This is a genomic window from Bradyrhizobium sp. (assembly GCF_035309285.1).
Classification (GTDB): Bacteria; Pseudomonadota; Alphaproteobacteria; order Rhizobiales; family Xanthobacteraceae; genus Bradyrhizobium.
On the sequence record NZ_DATGFH010000033.1, the window covers coordinates 1 to 25,895 of the forward strand.

Here is a 25,895-nt window from a genome sequence, read left to right on the forward strand (position 1 = left end):
GAGATCAAGATCGGCAACATCAACCCTTATAGCGGCCCGGCGTCGGCTTACAGCCAAATCGGCAAGACCGAGGCCGCCTACTTCAACAAGATCAACGCCGAGGGCGGTATCAACGGAAGGAAGATCAACTTCATCTCCTACGACGACGGCTATTCGCCGCCGAAGACGGTCGAGCAGGCGCGCAAGCTGGTGGAAAGCGATAACGTGCTGTTCATCTTCAACTCGCTCGGCACGCCGCCGAACTCGGCGATCCAAAAATACATGAATGCCAAGAAGGTGCCGCAGCTCTTCGTCGCTACCGGCGCCACCAAGTGGAACGACCCGACACATTTTCCCTGGACCATGGGCTACCAGCCCAACTATCAGAGCGAAGCCCAGATCTACGCCAAATATATCATGAAGGAGAAGCCGGACGCCAAGATCGCGATCCTCTACCAGAACGACGACTACGGTAAGGACTATGTCAAGGGCCTGAAAGACGGCTTGGGCGCCAAGGCCGCCTCGATGATTGTCGCGGAAGACAGCTACGAGACCAGCGAGCCGACCATCGATTCGCACATCATCAAGCTCAAGGCGTCGGGCGCGAATGTGTTCTTTGACGTGGCGATCCCGAAGTTTGCGGCGCAGGCGATCAAGAAGGCCGCCGAGATCGAATGGAAGCCGATGCACATCCTCAACAACGTTTCGTCGTCGATCAGCGCCACCATCAAGCCGGCCGGCGTCGATAATTCGCAGGGCATCATTTCCTCGGCCTGGCTCAAGGACCCGACCGATCCGCAATGGAAAGACGACAAGGATATCAAGGGCTGGAATGCGTTCCTCGACAAATACTACCCCGAGGCCAATCGCTCCGACGGCAACGTGATCTACGGCTATGCCGTTGCTCAGACCATGGTCCATGTCCTGCAGAGCTGCGGGAACAACCTGACGCGCGCGAACATCATGAAGCAGGCCGCGAGCATGCACGACTACACGGTGGCCGGCTTGCTGCCCGGCGTGAAGATCAATACCAGCCCCTCGCATTTTGCGCCGGTCTCGCAGTTGCAGTTGGAGCGGCTGAAGGGCGACACCTGGGAGCGGTTCGGCGACGTCATCAGTCCCGAGGTCGGCGGTTAACACCGGAAGGCGCCGACTATTCAACGGCGCAGACCGCTAAAAAAGCAGCCCCTGCGGCGACGCCCCGCAGGGGCTTTTTGTTGTTCCACTTCCGGCCAGATGGTACTTCTGCCCCCAAACAAGAAGAGCTTTCCGTTCAAGAAGGCCGCGACCTGCAAACCGTCGACACCAAAAACCCGTCGACAATTGGAAATTAAGGGAGAATGGAATGCCCGTTATCACCACACGCCTGGTCATGGCTTCGACCGCGCTTGCCCTGTTTGTCGTCTCTTCGACCAGCGCGCTCGCCCAGAAGAAATACGACACCGGCGCCACCGACACCGAGATTAGGATCGGCAACATCATGCCCTATAGCGGCCCGGCGTCGGCCTATGGCGTGATCGGCAAGACGGAAGCCGCCTATTTCAAAAAGATCAACGCCGCGGGCGGCATCAACGGCCGCAAGATCAACTTCATCTCCTATGACGACGGCTACTCGCCGCCGAAGACGGTCGAGCAGGCCCGCAAGCTGGTCGAGAGCGACGAGGTGCTGTTCATCTTCAATTCGCTTGGAACGCCGCCGAACTCGGCGATCCACAAATACATGAACGCGAAGAAGGTGCCGCAGCTCTTCGTCGCGACCGGCGCCACCAAGTGGAACGATCCGAAAAACTTTCCCTGGACCATGGGCTGGCAGCCCAACTACCAGAGCGAATCCCACATCTATGCGAAGTACCTCTTGAAGGAGAAGCCGGACGCCAAGATCGCCATCCTTTACCAGAACGACGATTACGGCAAAGACTACGTCAAGGGCCTGAAGGACGGGCTTGGCGCCAAGGCCGCTTCGATGATCGTAGCCGAGGACAGCTACGAGACCACTGAACCTTCCATCGACAGTCATATCGTCAAGCTGAAGGCGAGCGGAGCCAACGTGTTCTTCGACGTCACCACGCCGAAATTCGCCGCACAAGCGATCAAGAAGATCAAGGAGATCGAATGGAAGCCGCTGCATATCCTCAACAACGTCGCGGCGTCCGTCGGCAGCGTGATACAGCCGGCGGGCTTTGAGAACTCGCAGGGCATCATCTCGGCGGCCTACATGAAGGACGCCTCCGACCCGCAATGGGACAACGACCCCGGCATGAAGGGTTTCCTCGACTTCCTTGCCAAGGATTTCCCGGAAGGCAACAAGCTCGACGCCTCGGTCATCGTGGGCTACGGCGTCTCGCAGACGCTGGTCCAGGTGCTGAAGCAGTGCGGCGACGACCTCACGCGCGCGAATATCATGAAGCAGGCGGCGAACCTGAAGAATTACCGCACCGAAGCCCTGCTGCCCGGCATCACCATCGACACCTCGCCGACCGATTTCGCCCCGATCAACCAGTTGCAGCTCATGCGCTTCAAGGGCGAGAAGTGGGAGCTGTTCGGCGACGTCATCTCCGGCGACGTCGGCGGCTAGCGCTTCTTCCGCCCCACCCCCCGCAAGTCCGCTTGCGGGGGTTTTCTTTTGGCGAGATAGGATGGATAAGGACGCTCTGATGCTCTTGTCCCTCCGCTCCGTGATCCCATGACCGACCGACGTCCTCTCCTGCGTGCGATCTTCGACGCCGCGGTTGCCGCCGCACATCCCGATGTCGTGCTGGCGCAACATCTGCGTCCCGTGCCCAAAGGCCGCGTGATCTGTCTCGCGGCCGGCAAGGGCGCGGCTGCGATGGCCGCAAGCGCCGAAAAGCACTATCTCGACGCGCTGAAGCTCGAGCCGTCGCGCCTGGTCGGCATCGCGACCACGCGGCATGGCCACGGCGTGCCGACGCGGCGCATCCGCGTGGTCGAGGCCGGCCATCCCATGCCGGATGCGGCCGGGCTGAAAGGCGCCGAGGACACGCTGAAGCTCGCCGCGACCGCGGAGGCCGGTGACCTCCTGCTGGTGCTGTTGTCGGGCGGCGGCTCGGCGAACTGGATCGCACCGGCAGACGGCATCAGCTTCGAGCAGAAGCAAAAGCTCACCCGCGCACTCCTGCGCTCCGGCGCACCGATCGGCGAGGTCAACACCGTCCGCAAGCATCTCTCGCGGATCAAGGGCGGGCGGCTGGCGCGCGCCGGACAACGCGCGGAGATCGTGACGCTCGCGATCTCCGACGTGCCGCACGACGATCCTTCCGCGATCGCTTCGGGTCCAACCGTGCCCGATCCGACGACGCTTGCGGACGCGCGCGCCATCGTCGCCAGGTACAAGCTCGATGTCGATGACGCGATCCGCCGCGCGCTGGACAATCCCGCCAATGAGAGCTGCAAGGAAGGCGATGCCGCTTTTGCTCGTGCGCGGTTCGAACTGATCGCCCGTCCCCGGCAGTCGCTCGATGCCGCCGTCAAGCTCGCACGCGACGCCGGCTACGAGACCATCGATCTCGGCGCCGACCTCGAGGGCGAGGCGCGCGAGGTCGCCGCCCATCATGCGCGGCTCGCGCTCGAAGCCCGCGCGAGCGGCAGGAGAGTCGCGATCCTTTCCGGCGGTGAGCTCACCGTGACCGTGCGCGGCAACGGCCACGGCGGCCCCAACCAGGAATATGCGCTGGCGCTGGCCGACCTGCTCAAGGCGACCCCCGATATCGCAGCGCTTGCCGGCGATACCGACGGAGCTGATGGCGGTGCGGGCTCGGCCTCCGATCCCGCCGGCGCGCTGATCGATGCGAGCACGTTTGCGAGGATGAAGGCGCAAAACCTCGACGCGGCCGCCTATCTCGCCAACAACGACGCCACAGCGTTTTTTGCCGCGACCGGCGATCTGCTGCAGACCGGCCCGACGCTCACCAATATGAACGACGTCCGGGTGATCCTGATCGATTAACGGGCCAAGCCGCCGGTTAACCTTTTGTTCAGTGCGTTCCAAGGAACCGATCAGGAGAGCCGCAGGTCAAGGAGCGATTCACCTGCCCCGGCTTCTAATGCTCGGCCGCAAGCAGCGGGAAGCCGCGGAAGCGGCGGGGAACGTGATGACGGACATCAGCGATATTGCCTCCGGCTCAGCACCGGCCGACCAGACCCGTCTGATCGAGCAGGCGCTCAACGATCTTTCGCTTGGTATTGTCATCTTCAACGGCAAGCGCGAAATCGTATTCTGCAATGCGCGCTACCGGGAGATTTACGAGCTCTCCCCGGAGCAGGTGAAGCCCGGAACCCCTACGAGCGATTTGATCCGCCACCGGCTCAATCTCGGGCTGAAGATCGAGGAGACGCCGGAGGACTATATCCGTGGGCGGGTGAGCAAGCCGATCGTCCCGACCTCCTCGATGCACGAATTCGCCGATGGCCGCATCATCCGATACACGCTCCGTCCTCTGGCCGACGGCGGCGGCATCGCGACCCATGAGGACGTCACCGAGCGCGAGGAGATGGCCGCGCGCTTGAAGCGGCAGTATGAGCTCGTTCGCGAGCAGGAAGAGAAGCTCAGGGAAAAGAACTTCCAGTTCGATGCCGCCATCAACAACATGTCGCAGGGGCTCTGCTTCTTCGACGCCAATCACCGGCTGATGGTCTGCAACCAGCGCTATATCGAGATGTACGACCTGCCGCCGGGCAGCGTCGGTCCCGGCACGCCGTTGTCCGAGGTGGTCGACCTGCGCTTCGAGGCCGGCAGCTTTCCCGCGATGACGCGGGACGAATATCTGCAGTGGCGCTCGAACGTCGCGATCTCGGACCAGCCGAGCGACAGCATCGTCGAGCTGCGTAACGGGCGCACCTTCCTGATCCGTCACCGCCCGATGTCCGATCGCGGTTGGGTGGCAACGCATGAGGACATCACCGAGAAGCGCCAGGCCGAGCTCAAGATCGAGCATATGGCCCACCACGATGCGCTCACCGGGCTCGCCAACCGCATCCGCTTGAACGAGCGCCTCGAGCTGGCATTGGCCCAGCGTGGCAACGGCGAAATGGTCGCCGTGCACCATCTCGACCTCGACCGCTTCAAGGCGGTCAACGACACGTTCGGGCATCACACCGGCGACCGGCTGTTGAAGATCGTGGCAAGCCGCCTGCGCGAGCTGGTCCGGGAAACCGACACCATCGCGAGAATGGGCGGCGACGAGTTCGTCATCGTCCAGGCGCCCGTCTCGGATTCCGGTCAGGCCACCTCGCTTGCGGAGCGGGCGATCGGCGCCATCGGCGAGCCCTTTGTGATCGACGGCCATCAGGCCGTTGTCGGCGTCAGCATCGGCATCGCCGTCAGCCCGCACGACGGCTCGACCGCGGACAGGCTGCTGCGAAATGCCGATCTTGCGCTCTACCGCGCCAAGGAGGAGGGGCGCGGCGGTTTCTGCTTCTTCGAGGCCGGAATGGATGAGCAAATGCAGACGCGCCGGACCATGGAGCGGGATCTGCGCATGGCGCTGCCGGCGGGCCAGTTCGAGCTTCACTACCAGCCCGTAGTCAACCTGCAGACCAGCGAAATCTCCGGCTTCGAGGCACTGCTCCGCTGGAATCACCCCGAGCACGGCTTGATCTCGCCAGCGACCTTCATTCCGCTCGCGGAGGACACCGGCTTCATCGTTCCCTTGGGCGAATGGGTGATCCGGCAGGCCTGCCTCACCGCCGCGCGGTGGCCGGAGCATCTCCACGTCGCGGTCAACATCTCCGCGGTGCAGTTCCGCAGCGCCGGCCTGATGCAGGTGATCGTGAGTGCGCTGGGCGCATCAAACCTCAAGCCCACGCGGCTTGAGATCGAAATCACCGAGACCGTCCTGTTGCAGGACAAGGAGGCCACGCTCTCCGTCCTGCATCAGTTGCGTGCGCTCGGCGTCCGCATCGCCATGGACGATTTCGGCACCGGCTATTCCTCGCTGACCTATCTGCAATCGTTTCCGTTTGACAAGATCAAGATCGATCGCTCCTTCGTCAAGGACATCACGGAGAATGCCGGTTCGCTCACCATCGTCCGCGCGGTGGCGGCGATGGCGAACGGCATGGGCATGACCGCCACCGCCGAAGGCGTGGAGACCAACGAACAGCTCCACCGCATCACGGCCGAGGGCTGCACGGAAATGCAGGGCTATCTGTTCAGCCGGCCCCTGCCCGCGGCCGACATCGAGCGGCTGTTCCTGTCGCGGCAGAAGAAGGATGCCGCGCCGGGACGGATCGCGGTGGCGTAACGACGGCGTTTTGTTTTTTTGCTCGTCATTCCAGGGCGCGCGTAGCGCGAGCCCGGAATCCATAACCCAGGACGGTGGTTATGGATTCCGTGCCTGCGTGCTTCGCACGCATCCCGGAATGACCGCGTTCTAAAACTCCTGCGAGATCTTGGTCAGCATCGCAAGCAGCGCGGTGCGGTTGGCGGGGCCGAGCAGCTCGTTCAGCCGCGCCTCGTGCTTTGATGCCACCAGCTTCTTCGCCCGCGCCAGCACCGCGCGGCCCTTGTCGGTCAGCGCCAGGATGTGGGAGCGGCGATCATTGGTGGAGCGGATCCGCGCGCAGAGGTCGCGGCTCTCGAGCCCGTCCAGCATCGCCACGAAATTGGGACGCAGGATGCCGAGCGTGTTCGCGATCTCGGTCTGGTTGCGGCCGGGGTTCTTGTCGAGCAGCAGCAGCACCGAGAACTGTGCCGGAGTGAGCTGCAGCGGCGCCACGCAGTGCAAGAAGTCCTCGAACACCTTGAGCTGCGCACGTTTGAGCAAATAGCCGAGCAGCTCGGACAATTCGCCGAGCTGCAGCGCGCTCGCCTCAATTGCCCCGTCAGCCGGCTCCTTGCGGGCCCTGCCGCTTTCGGCCATGGCGGCCTTGGAAACACTCATCGCGTGCGGCCTGTGGTAGTTTAAGGGCAAGACTATCGTCTGCCCTTGAGATTATATTTGATAATTGTTATGCACTATATCAAATAGCCGCCGGAGTTCAACTGCGGCAACCGGGCCATCCCCTTCCGATGGCCTGCATTTTTAAGGGGGAGCGTCCCGTCGTGAATTCGACGATCCTGCTGTTCCTGATCCAGGACGGCATCACCAACGGCGCGGTCTATGCGCTGCTCGGGCTCGCGCTCGTGCTCGTCTTCGCCGTGACGCGGGTGATCCTGATCCCGCAGGGCGAGTTCGTCACCTATGGGGCGCTGACCTATGCCTCGCTCGCCTCGGGCCAGATGCCGGGGACCGCAAAGCTCGCGGTCGCAATGGGGGTGGCCGCCTTCGCGTTCGACCTGTACGCCGCGCGGCGCGCGCTGCACGGCAAGAAAATCGCGCGCGCTTTCGCGGTCGACATCGCCCTTCCCCTGATCGTGCTGGCGCTGACCTTCTGGGCCGCCAGCCACCACGCGCCGGTCCCGCTTGCGATCGCGCTGTCGCTTGTCATCGTGGCCTCGATCGGGCTGTTCCTCTACCGCATCGCTTTTCAGCCGATCGCACACACTTCGGTGCTGGTGCTCCTGATTGCGTCCGTCGGCTGCCATCTGGCGATGCAGGGGCTTGGGCTGTTGTTCTTCGGCGCCGAAGGCCAACGCGGCCCCGCGCTCGCCGACGCGGCGCTGACCGCTGGCCCGCTGCGCTTTACCGGGCAAAGCCTCGCCGTCTACGGCATTACGATCGCCTTCATCATTGGGCTGTGGCTGTTCTTCGGCCTTACGCGCTACGGCAAGGCGCTGCGCGCCACCGCGGTCAACCGCCTCGGCGCGCGACTGGTCGGTATCCGCACCTCGCTGTCCGGCCAGATCGCGTTCCTGCTCGCTTCCATGATCGGCGCGCTGTCGGGCATTCTGATCGTGCCGATCACCACCCTCTACTACGACACCGGCTTCCTGATCGGCCTGAAAGGCTTCATCGCCGCGATCATCGGCGGGCTCGTGAGCTACCCGCTAACGGCGATCGCCGCGCTCCTCGTCGGCATCGTCGAGGCCTTCTCGTCCTTCTATGCCTCCAACTTCAAGGAGGTCATCGTCTTCATGCTGCTGGTCCCGGTGCTGCTCCTGCGTTCGCTCGCCGCGCCCACCGCGGTCGAGGACGAGAAGGACTGAAGCGATGCGAAACTGCTGGCCGGTCCTTCTGTTTGCCTGCGTGATGGCGGCGATCCCGTTCGTGCCCGGCGTGCCGCCGTTCTGGATCGTGCTGCTCGACAATATCGGCCTGTCAGCCCTGGTCGCGATGGGACTGGTGCTGCTCACGGGGGTCGGCGGCCTCACCTCGTTCGGACAAGCCGCCTTCTGCGGCTTTGGCGCCTATACCACCGCCGTGCTGACCACCGCCTATGGCCTTTCGCCATGGCTCGCGCTGCCAATGTCACTGATCGTGAGTGGCGGAGCCGCGGTGCTGCTCGGCCTCGTCACTGTGCGGCTGTCCGGTCATTATCTGCCGCTCGGCACTATCGCCTGGGGCCTTGGCCTGTTCTATCTCTTCAGCAAGCTGGAGTTTCTCGGCACCAACGACGGCATTTCCGCGATTCCGCCGCTGTCGATCGGCTCGCTGAAGATGCTCGATCCCGGCACGATCTATTTCGCGATCTGGATCGCGGTCCTGGTCTCGGCGCTTCTGACGATGAACCTGCTCGACTCCCGCACCGGCCGCGCCATCCGTGCGCTGCGGCGGGGCCATATCGCGGCCGAAGCCTTCGGTGTGCACACGCCGCGCACAAAGCTCCTCGTGTTCATCTATGCGGCGGTGCTCGCCGGCCTCTCGGGCTGGCTCTATGCGCATTTCGAGCGCGCCGTGAACCCGACGCCGTTCGGCGCTGGGGCCGGCATCGAATATCTGTTCGTCGCCGTGGTTGGCGGCGCCGGCTATGTTTGGGGCGGCGTGCTGGGCGCTGCCATCGTGGTGATCCTGAAAGAGGTGCTGCAGAGCTATCTGCCGATGCTGCTGCATGGCGAGGGCCAGCTCGAGACCATCGTGTTCGGCATCCTGCTCGTTGCCCTGTTGCAGCTTGCGCCAACCGGCGTCTGGCCGTTGTTGATGTCGTGGTGGCCGTTCAAGCCCGCGCGCAAGCATCCCGATATCTCGCTCACGCTGCCGCCACGCCCGCGCGATGCCGGCGCGCCAAGCGTGCTGCTCGAGGTCGACAAGGCCCGCAAGCAGTTCGGCGGCGTGATCGCGGTCAACGACGTCTCCTTCGACATCCAGGCGCGCGAGATCGTCGCCCTGATCGGACCAAACGGCGCGGGAAAAAGCACGACGTTCAACCTCATCACCGGCGTCTTGCGCGCCACCAGCGGCTCGCTCGCCGTCCTCGGCAAGGCGATCCACAACGCTCCACCGCAGGAGATCGTCAAGCTCGGCATCTCCCGCACCTTCCAGCACGTGAAGCTCGTGCCAGATATGACCGTGCTGGAGAATGTTGCGATCGGCACGCATCTGCGCGGACGCTCCGGCGCGCTCGCCAGCATGTTCCGCTTCGACCGCGCCGAAGAGGCAAGGTTGCTGGCGGAAGCCGCGCGCCAGATCGAGCGCGTCGGCCTCGCCGACCAGATGGATCAGTTGGCCGGCTCGCTCTCGCTCGGCCAGCAGCGCATCGTCGAGATTGCGCGCGCGCTGTGCGTCGATCCGATGTTGCTGCTGCTGGATGAGCCTGCCGCGGGCCTGCGGCACATGGAGAAGCAGCGGCTCGCCGCCCTGCTGCGGCAACTGCGCGACGGCGGCATGTCCGTGCTGCTGGTCGAGCACGATATGGGCTTTGTGATGGATCTCGCCGACCGCGTGGTGGTGCTCGATTTCGGCACCAAGATCGCCGAGGGCAAGCCGGAGGCGATCAAGACCAATCCGGACGTGATCAAGGCCTATCTTGGAGCAGCGGCATGAGCGCGCTGCTGTCCGTCTCCGACGCGCATATCGCCTATGGCAAGGTCGAAGCCGTGCGCGGCGTCTCGCTGGACGTCGCCGACAACGAGATCGTCACCATCGTCGGCGCCAATGGCGCCGGCAAGACTACGCTGCTCAACGCCATCATGGGCGTGCTGCCCGCGAAGGGACGCGTCGCTTTCGCAGGCGAAGATCTCGCGCGTTTCGAGATCGAGGATCGCGTCGCGCTGGGCTTGAGTCTCGTGGCCGAGCACCGCGAGCTGTTCTCCTCGATGAATGTCGAGGACAATCTTGAGCTCGGCGCCTTCCGCGTTGCGAAGGCGCAGGCTGCAGCCGCGTTCGAGCGCGTCTACACGTTGTTTCCGCGGCTGAAGGAGCGGCGTCGGCAGCTCGCCGGCACGCTCTCGGGCGGCGAGCAGCAGATGCTGGCAATGGGCCGTGCACTGATGGGCGCGCCAAAGCTGTTGATGCTGGACGAGCCCAGCCTGGGTTTGGCTCCAATCATCGTTGCCGACATCTTCCGCACCATCGCGGACCTGCGTGCCGGCGGCGTCTCGGTTCTGCTGGTGGAGCAGAACGCCCAGGCCGCGCTGAAGATCGCCGACCGCGCCTATGTCATGGAGCTCGGCGAGTTCGTGCTGAGCGGCACGGCGAGCGACATCGCCGCCAATGCGCGCGTCGCCGCGAGCTATCTCGGCTTTACGCACGAAGGCGCGAGCGCGGTTTAGGGCGACGGTAGTACCGCGCGAAGAAAATGTAAGGTGGGCAAAGGTGCGCAGCGCCGTGCCCACCACCTTTCTCGCACAAAAAAATGGTGGGCACGCTTCGCTTTGCCCACCCTACGATTCCCGCGTCACAATCAAGCCGCCGAGAACATCTCCACAAACGCCTTGATCGTGCCGGCGACCTTCTCTTCGGAGACATGCCAGGCGGCGCCGTCATCGGCGGCATAATAGTTGCTGGCATTCGAGCCGGCCCATCTGAAGACTTCGAACGATGGCCAGTACAGAATATTGGCGATGTTCGAATTGTTCACGACCTCATGCGCCACCAGCCGCATGGTGCTCTTCGACAGGCAGTCGGCCTGAACGGCCGATTCATATTCGAATGACGCGAGCATCGGCACCGGTGACACCGTGACGACGACCTTGATCTCCGGCGCAATGCTGCGGATGAAGTTGATCAGATAGAGGACGTTGTCGACGTTTTCCTTCACGCTCGTGGTGCGGAACAGGTACTTCTCCGCCAAGACCCTGGAGTTCAGAGCGCTCGGCCGCGGCAGCACGAAGTCGCCGGTGGCCCTGTCGAAGAAGGCGGGCGCCACGCCAAGCGTCAGAATGAAGACATCGCTGCTCTTGATGATCTGCAGCGTGTTTTCCTTGCTCCAGCCCGGCGGCAGCAACTCGACGATCCGTTCACGGATCGCGGCATCAATCTCCACATCACTGAGCCAGTCGACGAACACGCGGTTGGCGAAGGTCGTGTTGATATATTCGGAGATTTCCATGTGATGGGCGGCAAAGCCGTTCTTGATCAGGCTGCCGGCCAGATTTCTGGCGAAGCAGGAGCCCATCGTGAAAAATCTTGTCGTCTTGCTGATGAATTTCGGCGCGCGGTTGAGATCGACGGCAATATGATCCCTGACCAGCTTCTGGAGATCGCCCAGGAAATCCTTCGTCTCCGGGTAGCGGCCGATCTTCTTCCTTCCCGTTGCTGCCTTGGCCGTGGTTTGGGTGAGGCGCGATCGCGCGATGTTCAGCGTCTCCCTGTTCGCCGGCGTATCAAAGGCGGTGGGATCGAGCGCGATAGCCTTTTCGAGGCTGGACACCGACTCTTCGAAAAAATCGCCTTGGGTGAGGATTTCGCTGAGCTGGAAATAGTCGCTGGCCCTGTTCGACGCGTGGGCCAGCTTGCGAAACAGCTCAATCGCTTTTGCGAAGGGACCGACATGGCTGCAGCGCACGGCCGCATTTCTGATCAGATGCAGATTGCCCTCGGTCGGCTGGTCGAAGATCGCGGGGTGCTCGTCCAGGATCGACAGCATCAGGTCGCGCGCCTCGGCGCGCTTCTTGTGCGAGCCGTCGTCGATCAATTGCGCATAGACAAATCGCGCGTTGACGTCCTTGCCGTCCAGCTCGACGATCTTCTTGAAAGCGAGAAGGGCGTTGGCGAAGTCCTTTTGCTCGATGCACTTGTAGCCGGCGGCCTTCAGTTGCTCCAGAAGTGGCTCGAGCGCAGGAGGAGCAGCAAGGTCAGTGGTCATGTCGAGGATGCGCCCTTAGAGTCGTTGATCCGACCCCATCGCTCATGGCAGCGATCGTACGCCGAGGCGAGACCAAGCTGATTCGCTTTGAATCGACGTTAGCTTGGATTCGAGGCCGGAGCCAGCGCAGTAGGGTGGGCAAAGCCAACGGGTCCGCGCGAACGCGCGGCCCGATGACAGGCTCCGCCCGCCCACCACTTATGCCGGAACAGGGGCCGGTGGGCACGGCGCTTTCGCGCCTTTGCCCACCCTACAAACTCTGTTTGAGGATAAAAAAGCCGGCCCTTAGACAGGGCCGGCTCGAACTCCCAGCGAGAAATGGGTCACTTCAACAACACGTATTTCCCGTCCTTCACCGTGAGCAGGATGCGCGAGCGGTCGTCGAGGCCGTAGCGGTCCTTCTCGGTGAAATTGTAGACGCCCTGGCTTGCCGCGATGTCGCGCTCGGTCAGAAGCGCCTTGCGAATCGCCTCACGGAATTCCGGCGTGCCGGGCTTGGCCGTCTTCAGCGCCACCGGAATGATACGCTGGAGCACCAGGAAGGCGTCGTAGGCATGTCCGGCGAACTGGCTGCGGCTGTTCGGTCCGTATTTGGCTTCATAGGCCCTATCCAGGGCCAGTCCGGGCTTCTTGGTCAGCGCGCTGTCGGGCTGATCCTCCGGATCCATCACCGGACCCGAAGCCATGATGACGCCTTCCGCGGCCTTGCCGGCGATGCGGATGAAATCCATGCTGGCGGCGCCGTGGGTCTGGTAGATCAGGCCCTTGTAGCCGCGATCGCGCAACTCCTGCTGCGGCAGGCCTGCGGCCGTGCCCGAGGCGCCGACGAGGATGGCGTCGGGATTAGCGGCGACGAGCTTCAGCACCTGGCCGGTAACCGAGGTGTCGGGACGCGCAAAGCGTTCCTCATCGACGATCTTGATCCCCATCGGCACGGCCTGGGCCTTGAGGTCGTTGAACCACAGGTCGCCGTAGGAGTCGGAATAGCCGATATAGCCGACGGTTTTGACGTTGTGCGCCTTCATGTGCGCGTACAGCACCTTGCCCATGATCGGAATCGGCTGCGGCATCGCGACCGACCACTTGGCGCGCTCCGGCGTGATCGGGAACGGCGCCAGCCCAATGTGGGGAATGCCGGCCTCATTGGCGACGTTCGACACTGCGATCGTCGCCGGCGTGTTCGAGGAGCCCATGATGATGTCGGCTTTCTGCTCCGTCACGAAGCGCCGCGCATTGGTTGTGGCGGTGGTCGGATCGCCGGCGTCGTCGAGCACGGTCATCTTAATCGGGTGGCCGGCGATCTCCTTCGGCACGAATTCCAGCGCGTTGCGCTCGGGGATTCCGAGCGCCGCCGCCGGACCTGTCGTCACGAGCGTGAGGCCGATGGTAATTTCGTTGGTCTGTGCGCTTGCCGGTGAGCCCGGCAGCACAAGCACCGAGGCAAGCGCCGCGGCCGCGAGATAAGCTTTTTTCATTCTCTTCCTCCCTGAGCGTGTTTTATCGAGTGCAGATCAAACTTCCATGATTTAGCCGTTCAAGAATTTGTCGATGATCTCCTGCGGCATCGGCGCCGATTTCAACTTGTCCGGATCGTTCGAATCGCGGCCGACCAGCACGCGTTTCTCGAACGCCTCGATCGCGAGCGCCTCGCCCTTGAACACCTTGTGGACAACGTCGAAGCTGGAGCGGCCAAAGCTTTCGATCCGGCTTTCGATGGTGATCCAGTCGCCATGGGTCGAGGCGATGTAGAACTTCGCGCGTGTGTCGACCATGGGAATGCCGACGAGGCCGTATTTGTGCACGATGTCCTGCTTGGAGAAGCCGGCCGCCTCGAACATGATCGAGGTGGAATCGTCGAACATCGCGAAATAGCGCGGGTAATAGACGATGTTGGCGGGGTCGCAATCGCCCCACTGGATCTGGACATCGCGCCGGTGCACGAACATGGGCGCGGCCTATTTCGGCGCCATGCGGAGCGACGCGTCGAGGCGCACCACTTCGCCGTTGAGGTAGGGATTGTCGATCATGTGCATGGCGAGCGAGGCGAACTCCTCGGGGCTGCCCAGCCGATGCGGGAACGGGATCGCGGCCGCAAGCGAATCCTGCGCTTCCTGCGGCAGAGCGCCAAGCAGCGGCGTCAGGAACAGGCCGGGCGCAATGGTCAGCACGCGGATGCCGAACTGCGCAAGCTCGCGCGCGATCGGCAAAGTCATGCCGACGATGCCGCCCTTCGACGCGGAATAGGCGGCTTGCCCGATCTGGCCGTCATAGGCGGCGACCGAAGCCGTGTTGATCACGACGCCGCGCTCGCCGCCGGCAAGCGGCTCCAGCTTCGACATCGCCGCAGTCGCGAGCCGCAGCATATTGAAGGAGCCGATCAGGTTGATCCTGATGACCCTGTCGAAATCGGCAAGCGGGTGCGGTCCGTCGCGGCCGACCACGCGCTTGGCAACTCCGATGCCGGCGCAATTGACCAGTACGCGCGCCGGACCGTGAGCCTTGGCCGCCGCCGCGATCGCAGCTTCGGCGGACGCTGCATCCGAGACGTCGCAAGTGACCGCCACGCCCTTGATCTCGGCCGCGACGCTCTCGGCAAGCTTGGCGTTGAGGTCGCAGATCGCAACCTTGGCACCCTGCGCGGCCAGCTTTCGCGCGGTCGCGGCACCCAATCCCGACGCACCGCCGGTGACGATCGCGGCCTGATCCTTCAATTGCATGATCTTCTCCCTGAAACCTTCCTACACCAGTGTGATGACGCGCGCCGAGGCGGCCGGCGCATAAAGCTCCTCGATCAGCTCCTTGCGATGCTCCAGCACCGCGCGCTGGTTGATCGAGCCCTTGTCAGTGACCTCGCCGCGATCGATCGACAGCGGACCGTCAATCAGGATCGCGCGCGTGATCCGGTTCGACGAGCCGGTGGCGCCCGCAAGCAGCCTCTCGAACCGCTCGCGGAGCGCGGCGCGCACGGCCGTATCATTGGCGGCAGCGGCGATGTCATCGGCGGAAAGCTTCGGACTGATCATGCGGCAGCCGTCGAGATCGAGGATCACCAGCGCCGCAATCTCGTCGCGGTTGATGCCAGCGATCACGACATCGCGCACCAGCGGCGCGCAGGCCGCGATGAAGCGCGCCCGCAGGGGGCCGACCGAAACCCAGGTGCCGCTCGCCAGCTTGAAATCCTCGGCGATGCGGCCGTCGAAATCGAAGCCGGCGTGGAAGTCGTTCGTATCCGCAGGCTTCAGCGCATCGCCAAGTTTGTAAAACCCTTCCTCGTCGAACGCCGCTCTCGTCAAGTCCGGCTGGCGCCAATAGCCCGGCGTGACGTTCGGTCCCCTGGCGCGAACTTCGAGCTTGCCGTTGTTCGGCACGAGCTTCGCGTCATTGCCGGGCACGGGCAAACCGACATGGCCGGAGCGGCTGGTCGTCGGATTGACCGACATGAAGAACGGCGCGGTCTCGGTCGCACCAAGGCCGGTCAGCATCGGCACCCGCGAGCCCGTCGCCTGCACCGACAATTCATCGAGGCTGTTCCAGACATAGGGCGACAGCGCCGCGCCGGAGAAGAACATCGCATGCAGACGCGAGAAGAATTTGTCGCGCAAGGCAGCGTCATCGCGCAAGTAAGGCAGCAACGATTCGTAGCCCTTCGGAACATTGAAATAGACCGTCGGCGACACCTCGCGCAGGTTTCGCACCGTCTCCTCGATGCCGCCCGGCATCGGCTTGCCCTGGTCGAGATACATCGAGCCGCCGTTGAAGAGGATCAGCCCGATGTTGTGATTGCCGCCAAAGGTGTGGTTCCACGGCAGCCAGTCGACGATCACCGGCGGCTCGTCTTTCAGGAAGGCCATGGCCTCGCGGATCATCATCTGGTTGGCGCAGATCATGCCTTGCGTGTTGATGACCGCCTTGGGGTTGCCGGTCGAGCCCGACGTCAGCAGGAATTTTGCAATCGTGTCGGGGCCGATCTTTTCGTGCGCGGCATCGAGGTCGGGATGCAGCGGCGCCTTCCAGAGATCGGCAAGCTTTGTCACCTCGCGGCCGGGCAGCGCGCCGGAGGTCGCGGCAATCTCGACGCCGGCAGGGACGTTGGCGGCCAGCGCGCCGGCAAATTTGTCGGCGTCGTCGGCAAAGACCAGGCCGGGCGTAAGCAGCTTGATGACATAGGACAGCTTGCCAAAGTCCCTGGAGACCAGCGAATAGGCCGGCGACACCGGGCAGAAGGGAACGCCGGCATAGAGCGCGCCGAACGCTATCAATGCATGATCGATCGAGTTGCCGGAGAGGATCACGACCGGCTTTTCGGCCGAGAGCCCGCGGTCCAACAGCGCGGACGCGATATGCCGGCTCGCCTCGAGCAGCTCCGCATAAGTCAGCCTACGCCAGTCGCCGCCGGCGACGCGCTCGGCCATGAAGACGCTGTTCGGCGTCGTCTGCGCCCAGTGATGCAGGCGGTCGGTGAAGCGTCGGGGATAATCTCCGAGCGCAGCCTTGGGGCGGAGATAGATGGTGCCGTCGTCCCGGCGCTCGATCGACACGGCGGGATCGCTGAACGAGATCCGGCGCAGCGGATGCGCGCTTGCCGCGCGCGCGGAGGGTGCGGGCGCACTCATACCGGCTTCACCTTGGCGGTCTTGTGATCGAGGAATTGGCGGATGCGGCGCTTGGCTTCCTTGTCGCTCTGCGCCACCGTTGCCATCAGCGATTCCATCAGGAGGCCGGTCTGCGGATTGGCCTCGGCGATCATCGGCAGCGCCTGCAGCACCGCGAAATTCGTCAGCGGCGCATTGGAGGCAATGCGTTCGGCCAATTCCAGCGCCTTCGGCAGCGCTCCGCTGTCCTCGACCAGATATTGCGCAAAGCCGTAGGCCGAGCCTTCGGTCGCTGAATAGACCCGCCCCGTGAGCATCATGTCGGTCATCCGCGCAACCCCGATCAGCCGCGGCAGCCGCACCGAGCCGCCGCCACCGACAAAGATGCCGCGCTGGCCCTCGGGGAGCGCGTAATAGGCCGACGGCTCCGCGACGCGGATATGCGCGGCGCAGGCGAGCTCCAGCCCGCCGCCGATCACAGCGCCCTTGAGTGCCGCGATCACAGGCACGCGGCTATACTGAATGCGGTCGAACACGCGGTGCCACATCTGCGAATGGATCAGTCCTTCGGTGGCGTCGTGGTCGGTCAGTTCGGAAAGATCGAGGCCGGACGAGAAATGATCGCCGATGCCATGGATCACAACCGCGCCGATATCGTCGGGCAGCCTCGCAAAGCACTCGCCGATCTCCAGCACGATGCCGTCGTTGAGCGCATTGCGTTTGGCCGGACGATTGAGGCCTATGGTCAGCACCGCGTCTTGCCGCTCGACCGTGAGCAGCGCGGTTGATCCCGCATTCGCGCGGCCGGTGGCGTTTCCCATGGGCCTATTGTGTCCTATCCAAAATAGTTATGTTTTATAACGATCTGCAGGAGAGTCAACAACGGGTGTCGTCCCCGCGAACGCAGGGACCTATAACCCTAGGGCCAGGTGATGAAAACGGGTGACTGCCACCGTGCATCATCGCGAAGCCGCGGGGTTATGGGTCCCGGCTCGCGCTCGCAAGAGCTCGCTTGGCCGGGACGACGTGGGGAATGAACGGTCACGGGGCGGCTAAAGCACCAAAAACACGTCGATGACCACGCGGTCGGCATGGCGGGCGGCGGAGGCGACGAAGATATGCTGCATCAGCCAGCGGTATTTCTCGTGGCCGGTCTCGAATTTCGGCACAGTGCGGAAATAGATCAGCTTGGGATCGACGACCTCGCCGCGCTTGAGCTTCTGCAACAGCTCCACCGGCCCGAAGCGGATGCCCTTGTTCTCGACATAGACCACCGCGCCGTCGTCGGTCTCGAAGGCATATTTGGCTTCCAGCTCGATCAGCTCGTCGGGACGGATGATCTGGAAATCGGCGCCGAGCGCCAGCACCTTGCCGTTGACCTTCTCTCCCCTCACCTCGCCGCCGGTGATCGGAATGATGCGGCGGACGCCATGGCCGATCTCGCCCGCACTCGTCACGTCCGCGATGTGCGCGGTGATGGTGAAGGCGTATTGGGTATGGAGTTCCGGCGCCATGCTTCATCCCATGCGCGTCGGCAGCCATAGCGCGAGAATCGGAAACGCGATCAGGATCACCAGCCGCACCAGGTCGGTGAGCACGAAGGGAATCACGCCCTTGAAGATGGTGGCAAAGGACACGTCCTTCACCACGCTCTTGATGACGAACACGTTCATGCCGACCGGCGGATGGATCAAGCCCAGCTCCACCGTCATCACGATGATGACGCCGAACCAGACTGGATCAAAGCCGAGCTGCGTCACCACGGGAAAGATGATCGGCACGGTGAGGATGATCATCGCCATCGCGTCCATCAGGCAGCCGAGCACGAGATACATCAGCATGATGACGGCAAGCACGCCGTACTTGCCGAGCCCGAGACCGGTGAGGAACAACGTCACCTTTTGCGGGGTCTGCGTGATCGTGAGGAAATAGCCGAAGATCAGCGCGCCGATCAGCACGGTAAACACCGCTGCCGCAGTGCGCGTCGCCTGCAACAGTGAGGTCAGGACCTTTTCCCTGTCGAGCCGACCGGTGACGACGCCGATCAGGAACGCGCCGGTGGCGCCGACGCCGCCGGCTTCGGTCGGGGTGAAACGCGGCAGGAAGGGCAGGCCGTACAGGCCGCCGATGACGAAGACGAACAGGATCACCGGCGCCCAGATGTCGCGCAGCCCAGCGAAGCGCTCGCGCCACGGCAGTGCCGGCCCGCGCGGCAGGAAGTCCGGCCTGATGATGCCGAGTAACGTGATCGTGGTCATGTACATGGCGATCGCGAGCAGGCCCGGGACGATGCCCGCCATGAACAGCTTGCCGATATCCTGCTCGGTAATGATGCCGTAGACCGCGAGCACGGTCGACGGCGGCAGCATCGCGCCCAGCGTGCCGCCGGCCGCGATCACGCCGGTGGAGAAGGATTGCGGATAGCCGAAGCGACGCATCTCGGGATAGGCGACCGCGGAGAAGGTCGCGGCAGTGGCGACGGACGAGCCGGAGATCGCGGCAAAGCCGCCGCAGGCGGCGACGGTGGCAATACCGAGCCCACCGCGCAGATGCCCGACAAAGCCGTTGGCGGCCCGGAACAGCTCGCGGCTCATCCCGGAATTGGAGACGAACGTTCCCATCAGCAGGAACATCGGGATGACACCGAAGGTGTAGTCGGTGACTGTGCGCATTGAGGTCTGGCCGACCAGCTTCAGCGCCGCGGTGCCGTTGACGAGATAGCCGAAGCCGCAGACGCCGACGAGGCCCATCGCCATGCCGACGGGCACGCGCAAGAGCATCAGCGCGAACAGCGAGACGAAGCCGATGACGGCGACAGCATTGGCGCTCATCGCGGGCTACTCCGTCGCCTTGATTTTCGGATCGTGGATCTCTTCGGGATGGAAGACCAGCCGATAGGTGCGGATCGCGATCAGCAGCACCGCGGAGATGTCGCCGATCCAGGCGACGGCGGAAAACGGCCAGGTCGGCATGTGCGTGTCGAAGGTCAGTACGTTGTCGTTATAGGTGACACGCACCTTGTCGAACAGCGTGTAGGTCTGCACCGTGACCACGAACAGCAGCACCAGGGTCGCGAACACATCGATCCTGCGCTGCCAGCGCGGGCCGACATTCGCCCAGATCAGGTCCACGGTGATGTGGGTGCCGCGATAGCTGGTCGCGGCAATACCCCAGAAGATCAGGATGCCGAGCAGCATGCGCCCGATGTCGAAGGAATCGGGGATCGAATAATTCAGCGTGTTGCGCAACAGAACCGAGACGAAAACGTCGAGCGCGACGATGCCGATGAATCCGGCCGCGATCCATTCGATCGTGTCGATAAATCGGTCCATCGCCGCGCGTTGCATCTTGGCTATCCGATTGCGATTGCAATGAGAGCGGCGGCAGAAGGATCTGCCGCCGCACGGCCCGATGGTCGCGGCGCCTTAATGCGCCAGCGCGTTATATTTGGCGAGCGAAGCTTTCAGCTCCTTCATCGCCTGATCCGGATCGACGCCGACCTTCTTCACGCCGTCCGCCCAGGTCTTGACCAGCGGCTCGGCTGCTTTCTTCCATTGCGCAAGCTGGTCGGCCGTCAGCGTATAAACCTCATGGCCGCTCTCGGCCTTCACCTTGCCGATGCCGCTATCCTCGAAGTCGCCCCACGGCTTGGCGAGTCGGGCCGCTGCTTCCGTGTTGCAATTGTCGTCCACCGCCTTCTTCTGGCGATCCGACATCTGGTCGTAGGTGTTCTTGTTCATGACGAGCACGAAGGTCGTGACATAGAGCGGCGCGTCCATGTCATACTTCGTCACCTTGTCGATGCCGAACAGCACCAGCGACCCCCAGGGGAAGGTAACCGCGTCGGCGACGCCGCGCTCGATGGTATCACGCACTTCCGGCGCCGATGTCTGCACATTGGTGCCGCCGAGCAGCGTCACAAAGTCCGCCATGGTCGCATCCGCAGGCCGGACCTTCATGCCCTTGACGTCCGCAGGCACCACGATCTTCTTGGTGCGCGAATGGAATGCCGATGGCGAATGGATGAAGGCGAGGCAGAACTTGACGTCCTTCATCTCCTTCGGCGCATATTTGCGATACCAGGCATCGAGCCCCTCGGAGCCGCCGGTGGCATTCGACATCAGGAATGGAAGCTCGCCGGCGGCGATGATTGGAAAGGAGCCGGGCGTATAGCCGGGATTGACATAGGTCACGTCCGCGATGCCGTCGCGGGCCATATCGTAGTGATCCTTGGCTTTGCCGAGCTGTTGCGCCGGAAACACGTGGTACTTGATGGTCCCGCCCGATTCCTTCTCGACCGCCGTGCCCCAGTCTTCCAGCGCCTTCTGCAGCGGATGCGAAGCCGGGACCCAATGCGAGATTTTCAGATCGAAGGTTTTTTCCTGCGCCAGCGCCGGTGTGACGCTGGCGGCCACGAGCAGCGCCAGACAGCTCATCCTCATTTTCATCGACGTCCTCCCACGGTGAAGGCCGGGCTTGTTAGTTAACATGTTATCTAATTTGCGCGATCATTCAAGGCGAAAGCTCTTTTCCCAAGAAGGCCTTCACCGACCGACCTTGCAGTGCGGCGAAGCTCGATCGTCCCACGCAACCACGTTGGTCCGGAACGGTTATAGGACATAATTATCATTGCAAGCCAGCGACAACTCGCGCAAGCCTCGCATCAAAACCCATAACATCGGAGGAATCCGGTATTGCGGACTAAAGTCGCAATCATTGGCGCGGGACCGGCGGGACTGCTGCTCGGGCAGCTGCTTCATATCTACGGCATCGACAATGTCATCCTGGAGCGGCACACGGGCGAATATGTGCTGGCTCGCATTCGCGCAGGTCTGCTCGAGGAAGGAACGGTGCGGCTCCTGGACGAGGTCGGCGTCGGGCACCGTGCGCAAGCTCAGGGCCTCTGGCACGACGGCATCGAGCTTGCCTTCGCAGGTTACCGTCACCGCATCGACATGAAAGGCGCGACCGGAAAGCGGGTGATGATCTACGGCCAGACCGAGGTCACGCTCGACCTGATGAACGCGCGCAAGGCGGCTGGGCTCACCTCGATCTATGATGCGGCCGACGTGACGCCGCATGATTTCGACACGGACCATCCGCGCGTCACCTATGTGAAGGACGGCACCGCCCACGAGATCCAATGCGACTTCATCGCCGGCTGCGACGGCTTTCATGGCGTCAGCCGCGCCAGCGTGAAAGGCGACGCGATCGAGACTTTCGAGCGGATCTATCCGTTTGGCTGGCTTGGCATCCTGTCGGATACGCCGCCGGTCTCGCACGAGCTGATCTATTCCAACCATGCGCGCGGGTTCGCGCTCTGTACCATGCGCTCGAGGAGCCGCAGCCGCTATTACGTGCAATGCCGGCTCGACGACGAGGTCGAGCAATGGCCGGACGAGAGGTTCTGGGACGAGCTGAAGCGACGGCTCGACCAGAAGGCCGCCGACAGCCTCATCACCGGGCCTTCGATCGAGAAGAGCATCGCGCCCTTGCGCAGCTTCGTCGCCGAGCCGATGCGCTTCGGCCGGATGTTCCTGGCCGGCGACGCCGCCCATATCGTGCCACCGACCGGCGCCAAGGGATTGAACCTCGCCGCCAGCGATGCGCATTACCTCGCCTGCGCCTTGCGTGAATATTACGACGAGAAATCGTCCGCCGGGATCGACAGCTACTCCGCCAAGGCGCTGGCGCGGGTCTGGAAGGCGGTGCGCTTCTCCTGGTGGATGACATCGATGCTGCACAAATTCCCCGATCAAGGTACGATCGGCGCGCGCATCCAGCTCGCGGAGCTCGATTATGTCGTGCATTCGAAGGCGGCGATGACGTCACTGGCTGAGAATTACGTCGGATTGCCGTTTTAGACGTCTGGCGTCATTGCGAGCCAACGGGTCGCGCGAATGCGCGCCCGATGACAGGCTCCGCGAAGCAATCCAGAATCTTGCGCGGGGCTCTGGATTGCTTCGTCGCTTCGCTCCTCGCAATGACGGAAAGAACGGAGAACGCATGCTCACACTCTATTTCGCACCGGGATCGAGCTCTTTTGCCGCGCATATCGCGCTGCATGAGGTCGGCGCAGACTTCGAGACGCGGCCAATGTCGTTCAGAAAGAACGATATGCAGTCGGCGGAGTTTCTGAAGATCAACCCGGATGGCAAGGTGCCGACACTGTTGATCGACGGGCGCGTGCTCACCGAAGTCGCCGGCATTCTGTTTTACCTGGCGAAACGCTATCCCGATGCAAAGCTGTTGCCGGCGAATGATATCGAGGCCGAGGCGCAGGCGGTGTCATGGATGTCGTTCATCGCCTCGGCGCTGCATCCGGCGCGGCAGAAAGGGCTCGATCACGTCCGGCAGGTCTGGGGTATCGCCGACAGGCGGCTGGGTGCGGGCTGGGCGCTCGGCGAACGCTACTCGATCGCCGACATTCATCTGTTCCGGCTCTATTGGCGGCTGTTCAACTCGCTGAAGCCTCAGCCTGGCACGTTCCCCAATCTGGATGCGCATTACGCACGGATGATGGCGCGGCCCGCCGTGCTGCGGACCATCGCGGCGGAGACCGCGGTGGGATATGAGCTGCCGGCGTAGGCCGTCATTCCGGGAATCGTAGGGTGGGCAAAGCCAACGGGTCCGCGCGAACGCGCGGCCCGATGACAGGCTCCGCGTGCCCACCGGTGCGGATCACGGCGCGCGGAGAGATGGCTGGCACGGCGCGATGCGCCTTTGCCCACCCTACATTCTTTGCGGGTGACGACAGCGGCGGACCATTTCAAACATCCGCGCAAATTGCGTTTAAAACTTTGTAGGCGGTGAAACTGTCGTCGACCTCGCGTTCAATGGCCTCGACACATTGCAAGCCAGTGAGCGCCGATGATGACGACCGACATCCCCGAAGGCTTCGAGCCTCACTTCCGCAAGAGCCCGTTCACCGATCCCTGGGAGCCGCTCTATTCGAAGCGCACCGACAAGGCCGTGTTCATGGGACTTCGGCTCGCTAAAGCGCACACCAATGCGCGCGGGCTCATTCACGGCGGGCTGATCGCCTCGCTCGCCGACAATGCCATGGGCTATAGCTGTGCGCAGGCGACCGGCTGGACCACATCGTTCGTCACGGTGTCGCTGGCGGTCGACTATGTCGGCAGCGCGAGCATCGGCCAATGGCTCACGGTCGAATGCGAGGTGATCAAGACCGGCTCTACGCTCTGCTTCGCGCAAAGCCTGATCAGCTCCGATGATGCCGTGATCGCGCGGGCCAACGGCACGTTTCGCGTGGTGCCGAAGAAGGAGTAGTCGCTCCACGCGTTACTCATGCCCCGGATTGACCTTGGTTTGACCCGCCTGCGGGGCCGAAGCCCCTGCGGCGCGGCGAAGGCCCGGGGCATCCACCCGCTTCGATCCGGTCCATCGGATTATTCCACCATCCGCAATTATGTAGTGTTAATTCAGGAGATTGTTTAATTTCCGGAAGGGGTCATCTTGACGCGGAAAGACGGACGTTTCGGCGTCCGGGACGGAGGAATATCCGATGTCAGACACCCCTGTCTATTCCAGCGACGTCGCCTTCACCCCCGCCGTGAAGACGATCCAGGCGCGAAAGGGTTCGCGCGAGGCCTTTGCCCGTGTCGAAGAGAATGGCGGCTGGCGCACCGAGATCGACGAGCGCCTGGCTGCCTTCCTCGCTGATACCAACAGCTTCTTCCTGGCGACGGCGACCGCAGACGGACAGCCCTACATCCAGCATCGCGGCGGGCCGAAAGGCTTCATCAAGATCCTCGATAAGAAGACGATCGCGTTTGCCGACTACAGCGGCAACCGGCAATACCTGACCCAGGGCAACCTCTCGGAAAATCCGAGGGCGCACATCTTCATCGTGGATTATGCGCATCGGCGGCGGGTGAAGATCTGGGGCACGGCGCGCGTCGTCGATGACGATCCGGCACTGACGGCTTCGCTGATGCCGAAGGGCTACAAGGCGCGGCCCGAGCAGGTAATCATCTTCACCATCGCGGCCTGGGACACCAACTGTCCGCAGCATATCCCGCAAAAGTTCGATGCAGCCGATGTCGCTGCCGCAATGGGCGAAGCCAGCGCCCAGATCGCCCAACGCGACGCGCGCATCGCAGAGCTGGAAGCGGAGGTTGCGAAGTTGAAGGATCAGAACTCGCGCGAAGCCCTAGCCGACTCAAAATGCAATTAGTCGGTTGACGTCGGTATCAAGGTCGTCATGCCCGGCCCTGTGCCGGGCATCCACGTCTTTGGTACCATCGACAAAGAAAGACGTGGATGGCCGGGACAAGCCCGGCCGTGACGACGAAAGTGAAGAGTGGCGAAAACTCACGCCGCCTCGCGTTCGCGCGCCGGTGTCCACGAAAACTCCGGATAATAACGCTGCATCATGCGGTCCACGTAGGCGGCGAGACTATCGAATTTTTCGACCTCGCCGCGCAGCCTGGACGAAAAGAACGGCGTGAGAATGCCGGCGAGTGCGCCGAAGGCGGTGGCGTCGACGGCGGCCGGCTTGTCGCCCATCAGATAGGGCTTGTCGCCAAGCTGCACCGACAGCGCGAGAATCGAGCGCAGCGCCAGGTCGACATCGTCATCCGGCGCATGCCGACCCAGCCCGCTCAACAAATAGTTCTCGGCGACGCGGAACTGCGCATTCTCGCGAAGCTGCTCGCGGCGGTCTTCCGGCGCGCCGTCGAAGAAATGCGCCGGCCCCTTGGCGAAGTTCTCAGGGTCCACCCAGCGCGCGCCGACCAACGCCCAATAGACATGGTGCTCGATCATCCGCTCGAAGGCCCAGGCCTGCGCCCGCGCCTCGCGCGCAAGGGGGGCGTCGAAATCGAAGCCGTATTTGCGCTCGATATGGGCGCGGATGAAGGTGGAATCGGCGACCTTCTCGCCCTCATCCTCGATAAATGGCAACTGCCCTTTGGGCGAGGCCGGCGGCATCGCCCGCTCCTTGCGGTAGGCCAGGCCCGCCATCTTGAGCTGGACCTCGGTCTTGGTCACAAAGGGGCTGATTTCGGGCAGGCCGAAGCCTGCGCCGAAGCCGTAGAGGGTGATCATCAGGCGGCTCCCATCTTCTTGATAAGCCGCCTGACGCTAGATACACCCTGCTGCCACCATGGTGTCAGCAGCGGCAACGCTGCCGTGCAAAGATCGTAGCCGTAGATGATAATC

At 63.1% G+C, this 25,895-nt stretch carries 23 protein-coding genes; 11 read left to right on the plus strand and 12 right to left on the minus strand.

What is annotated here, in order from left to right:
- From VKR55_RS07265 to VKR55_RS07280, 4 genes are all read left to right on the plus strand, one after another.
- A partial coding sequence (locus VKR55_RS07265) for an ABC transporter substrate-binding protein (RefSeq protein ID WP_324401238.1) occupies positions 1 to 1,116 on the plus strand: 1,116 nt, incomplete at its 5' end.
- Between the two features lie 208 nt (positions 1,117 to 1,324).
- Positions 1,325 to 2,554 (plus strand): ABC transporter substrate-binding protein, encoded by a 1,230-nt coding sequence (locus VKR55_RS07270; RefSeq protein WP_324401240.1) that lies wholly within the window; start codon positions 1,325 to 1,327, stop codon positions 2,552 to 2,554.
- Positions 2,555 to 2,662: 108 nt separating this feature from the next.
- A complete protein-coding gene (locus VKR55_RS07275; protein ID WP_324401243.1) occupies positions 2,663 to 3,943 on the plus strand; it encodes a glycerate kinase type-2 family protein in 1,281 nt (426 codons plus the stop codon).
- A gap of 145 nt (positions 3,944 to 4,088) precedes the next feature.
- Positions 4,089 to 6,239: an EAL domain-containing protein gene (locus VKR55_RS07280; protein WP_324401245.1), complete on the plus strand. Its 2,151-nt coding sequence runs from the start codon at positions 4,089 to 4,091 to the stop codon at positions 6,237 to 6,239.
- 129 nt (positions 6,240 to 6,368) lie between these two features.
- Here VKR55_RS07280 and VKR55_RS07285 read toward each other — a convergent pair whose 3' ends face one another.
- Positions 6,369 to 6,857: a MarR family winged helix-turn-helix transcriptional regulator gene (locus VKR55_RS07285; protein ID WP_414642317.1), complete on the minus strand. Its 489-nt coding sequence runs from the start codon at positions 6,855 to 6,857 to the stop codon at positions 6,369 to 6,371.
- 182 nt (positions 6,858 to 7,039) lie between these two features.
- Here VKR55_RS07285 and VKR55_RS07290 point away from each other — a divergent pair, with 182 nt between their 5' ends.
- Genes VKR55_RS07290 through VKR55_RS07300 form a run of 3 tightly spaced genes read left to right on the plus strand, consistent with a single transcriptional unit; the run spans position 7,040 to position 10,585 of the window.
- Positions 7,040 to 8,083, plus strand: a complete 1,044-nt coding sequence (locus VKR55_RS07290; protein ID WP_324401251.1) for a branched-chain amino acid ABC transporter permease — start codon at positions 7,040 to 7,042, stop codon at positions 8,081 to 8,083.
- A 4-nt stretch (positions 8,084 to 8,087) separates the two neighbouring features.
- Positions 8,088 to 9,857 (plus strand): branched-chain amino acid ABC transporter ATP-binding protein/permease, encoded by a 1,770-nt coding sequence (locus VKR55_RS07295; protein ID WP_324401253.1) that lies wholly within the window; start codon positions 8,088 to 8,090, stop codon positions 9,855 to 9,857.
- Complete coding sequence (locus VKR55_RS07300) at positions 9,854 to 10,585, plus strand: ABC transporter ATP-binding protein (protein ID WP_324401256.1); 732 nt, start codon at positions 9,854 to 9,856, stop codon at positions 10,583 to 10,585. The genes VKR55_RS07295 and VKR55_RS07300 overlap by 4 nt, the downstream gene beginning before the upstream one ends.
- Positions 10,586 to 10,716: 131 nt before the next feature.
- Here VKR55_RS07300 and VKR55_RS07305 read toward each other — a convergent pair whose 3' ends face one another.
- From VKR55_RS07305 to VKR55_RS07350, 10 genes are all read right to left on the minus strand, one after another.
- Positions 10,717 to 12,120: a GSCFA domain-containing protein gene (locus tag VKR55_RS07305; protein WP_324401257.1), complete on the minus strand. Its 1,404-nt coding sequence runs from the start codon at positions 12,118 to 12,120 to the stop codon at positions 10,717 to 10,719.
- 323 nt (positions 12,121 to 12,443) lie between these two features.
- Positions 12,444 to 13,595, minus strand: a complete 1,152-nt coding sequence (locus VKR55_RS07310) for an ABC transporter substrate-binding protein (protein WP_324401259.1) — start codon at positions 13,593 to 13,595, stop codon at positions 12,444 to 12,446.
- Between the two features lie 51 nt (positions 13,596 to 13,646).
- Positions 13,647 to 14,066 (minus strand): acyl-CoA thioesterase, encoded by a 420-nt coding sequence (locus VKR55_RS07315; protein ID WP_324401261.1) that lies wholly within the window; start codon positions 14,064 to 14,066, stop codon positions 13,647 to 13,649.
- Positions 14,067 to 14,075: 9 nt separating this feature from the next.
- Positions 14,076 to 14,837 carry an SDR family NAD(P)-dependent oxidoreductase gene (locus VKR55_RS07320; protein ID WP_324401263.1) on the minus strand — a complete coding sequence of 254 codons (762 nt, stop codon included), beginning with the start codon at positions 14,835 to 14,837 and terminating at the stop codon, positions 14,076 to 14,078.
- 21 nt (positions 14,838 to 14,858) lie between these two features.
- On the minus strand, positions 14,859 to 16,733 hold the full coding sequence (locus VKR55_RS07325) for a feruloyl-CoA synthase (RefSeq protein ID WP_324401266.1): 1,875 nt from the start codon (positions 16,731 to 16,733) through the stop codon (positions 14,859 to 14,861).
- Positions 16,730 to 17,533 (minus strand): crotonase/enoyl-CoA hydratase family protein, encoded by an 804-nt coding sequence (locus VKR55_RS07330; RefSeq protein WP_324401268.1) that lies wholly within the window; start codon positions 17,531 to 17,533, stop codon positions 16,730 to 16,732. The genes VKR55_RS07325 and VKR55_RS07330 overlap by 4 nt, the downstream gene beginning before the upstream one ends.
- A gap of 231 nt (positions 17,534 to 17,764) precedes the next feature.
- Positions 17,765 to 18,226: a DUF3237 domain-containing protein gene (locus VKR55_RS07335; protein ID WP_324401271.1), complete on the minus strand. Its 462-nt coding sequence runs from the start codon at positions 18,224 to 18,226 to the stop codon at positions 17,765 to 17,767.
- Between the two features lie 3 nt (positions 18,227 to 18,229).
- The gene (locus tag VKR55_RS07340; protein ID WP_324401273.1) at positions 18,230 to 19,543 is read right to left on the minus strand and encodes a TRAP transporter large permease; all 1,314 of its coding nucleotides are present in this window, start codon (positions 19,541 to 19,543) and stop codon (positions 18,230 to 18,232) included.
- A 6-nt stretch (positions 19,544 to 19,549) separates the two neighbouring features.
- Positions 19,550 to 20,059: a TRAP transporter small permease gene (locus tag VKR55_RS07345; RefSeq protein ID WP_324401275.1), complete on the minus strand. Its 510-nt coding sequence runs from the start codon at positions 20,057 to 20,059 to the stop codon at positions 19,550 to 19,552.
- Between the two features lie 78 nt (positions 20,060 to 20,137).
- On the minus strand, positions 20,138 to 21,154 hold the full coding sequence (locus VKR55_RS07350) for a TRAP transporter substrate-binding protein (RefSeq protein ID WP_324401332.1): 1,017 nt from the start codon (positions 21,152 to 21,154) through the stop codon (positions 20,138 to 20,140).
- Between the two features lie 252 nt (positions 21,155 to 21,406).
- On the opposite strand from VKR55_RS07350, the gene pobA reads away from it, so the two are divergent.
- From pobA to VKR55_RS07370, 4 genes are all read left to right on the plus strand, one after another.
- Positions 21,407 to 22,576 (plus strand): 4-hydroxybenzoate 3-monooxygenase, encoded by a 1,170-nt coding sequence (gene pobA, locus VKR55_RS07355; RefSeq protein WP_324401277.1) that lies wholly within the window; start codon positions 21,407 to 21,409, stop codon positions 22,574 to 22,576.
- A 142-nt stretch (positions 22,577 to 22,718) separates the two neighbouring features.
- Positions 22,719 to 23,300, plus strand: a complete 582-nt coding sequence (locus VKR55_RS07360; protein ID WP_324401279.1) for a glutathione S-transferase family protein — start codon at positions 22,719 to 22,721, stop codon at positions 23,298 to 23,300.
- 282 nt (positions 23,301 to 23,582) lie between these two features.
- The gene (locus tag VKR55_RS07365; protein WP_324401281.1) at positions 23,583 to 24,002 is read left to right on the plus strand and encodes a PaaI family thioesterase; all 420 of its coding nucleotides are present in this window, start codon (positions 23,583 to 23,585) and stop codon (positions 24,000 to 24,002) included.
- A 235-nt stretch (positions 24,003 to 24,237) separates the two neighbouring features.
- Positions 24,238 to 24,909, plus strand: coding sequence for a pyridoxamine 5'-phosphate oxidase family protein (locus tag VKR55_RS07370; protein WP_324401283.1), 672 nt, complete (start codon positions 24,238 to 24,240; stop codon positions 24,907 to 24,909).
- A 137-nt stretch (positions 24,910 to 25,046) separates the two neighbouring features.
- Here the strand turns inward: VKR55_RS07370 and VKR55_RS07375 are convergent, their stop codons facing one another.
- The gene (locus VKR55_RS07375; RefSeq protein ID WP_324401285.1) at positions 25,047 to 25,781 is read right to left on the minus strand and encodes a glutathione S-transferase family protein; all 735 of its coding nucleotides are present in this window, start codon (positions 25,779 to 25,781) and stop codon (positions 25,047 to 25,049) included.
- Between the last annotated feature and the right edge of the window lie 114 nt (positions 25,782 to 25,895).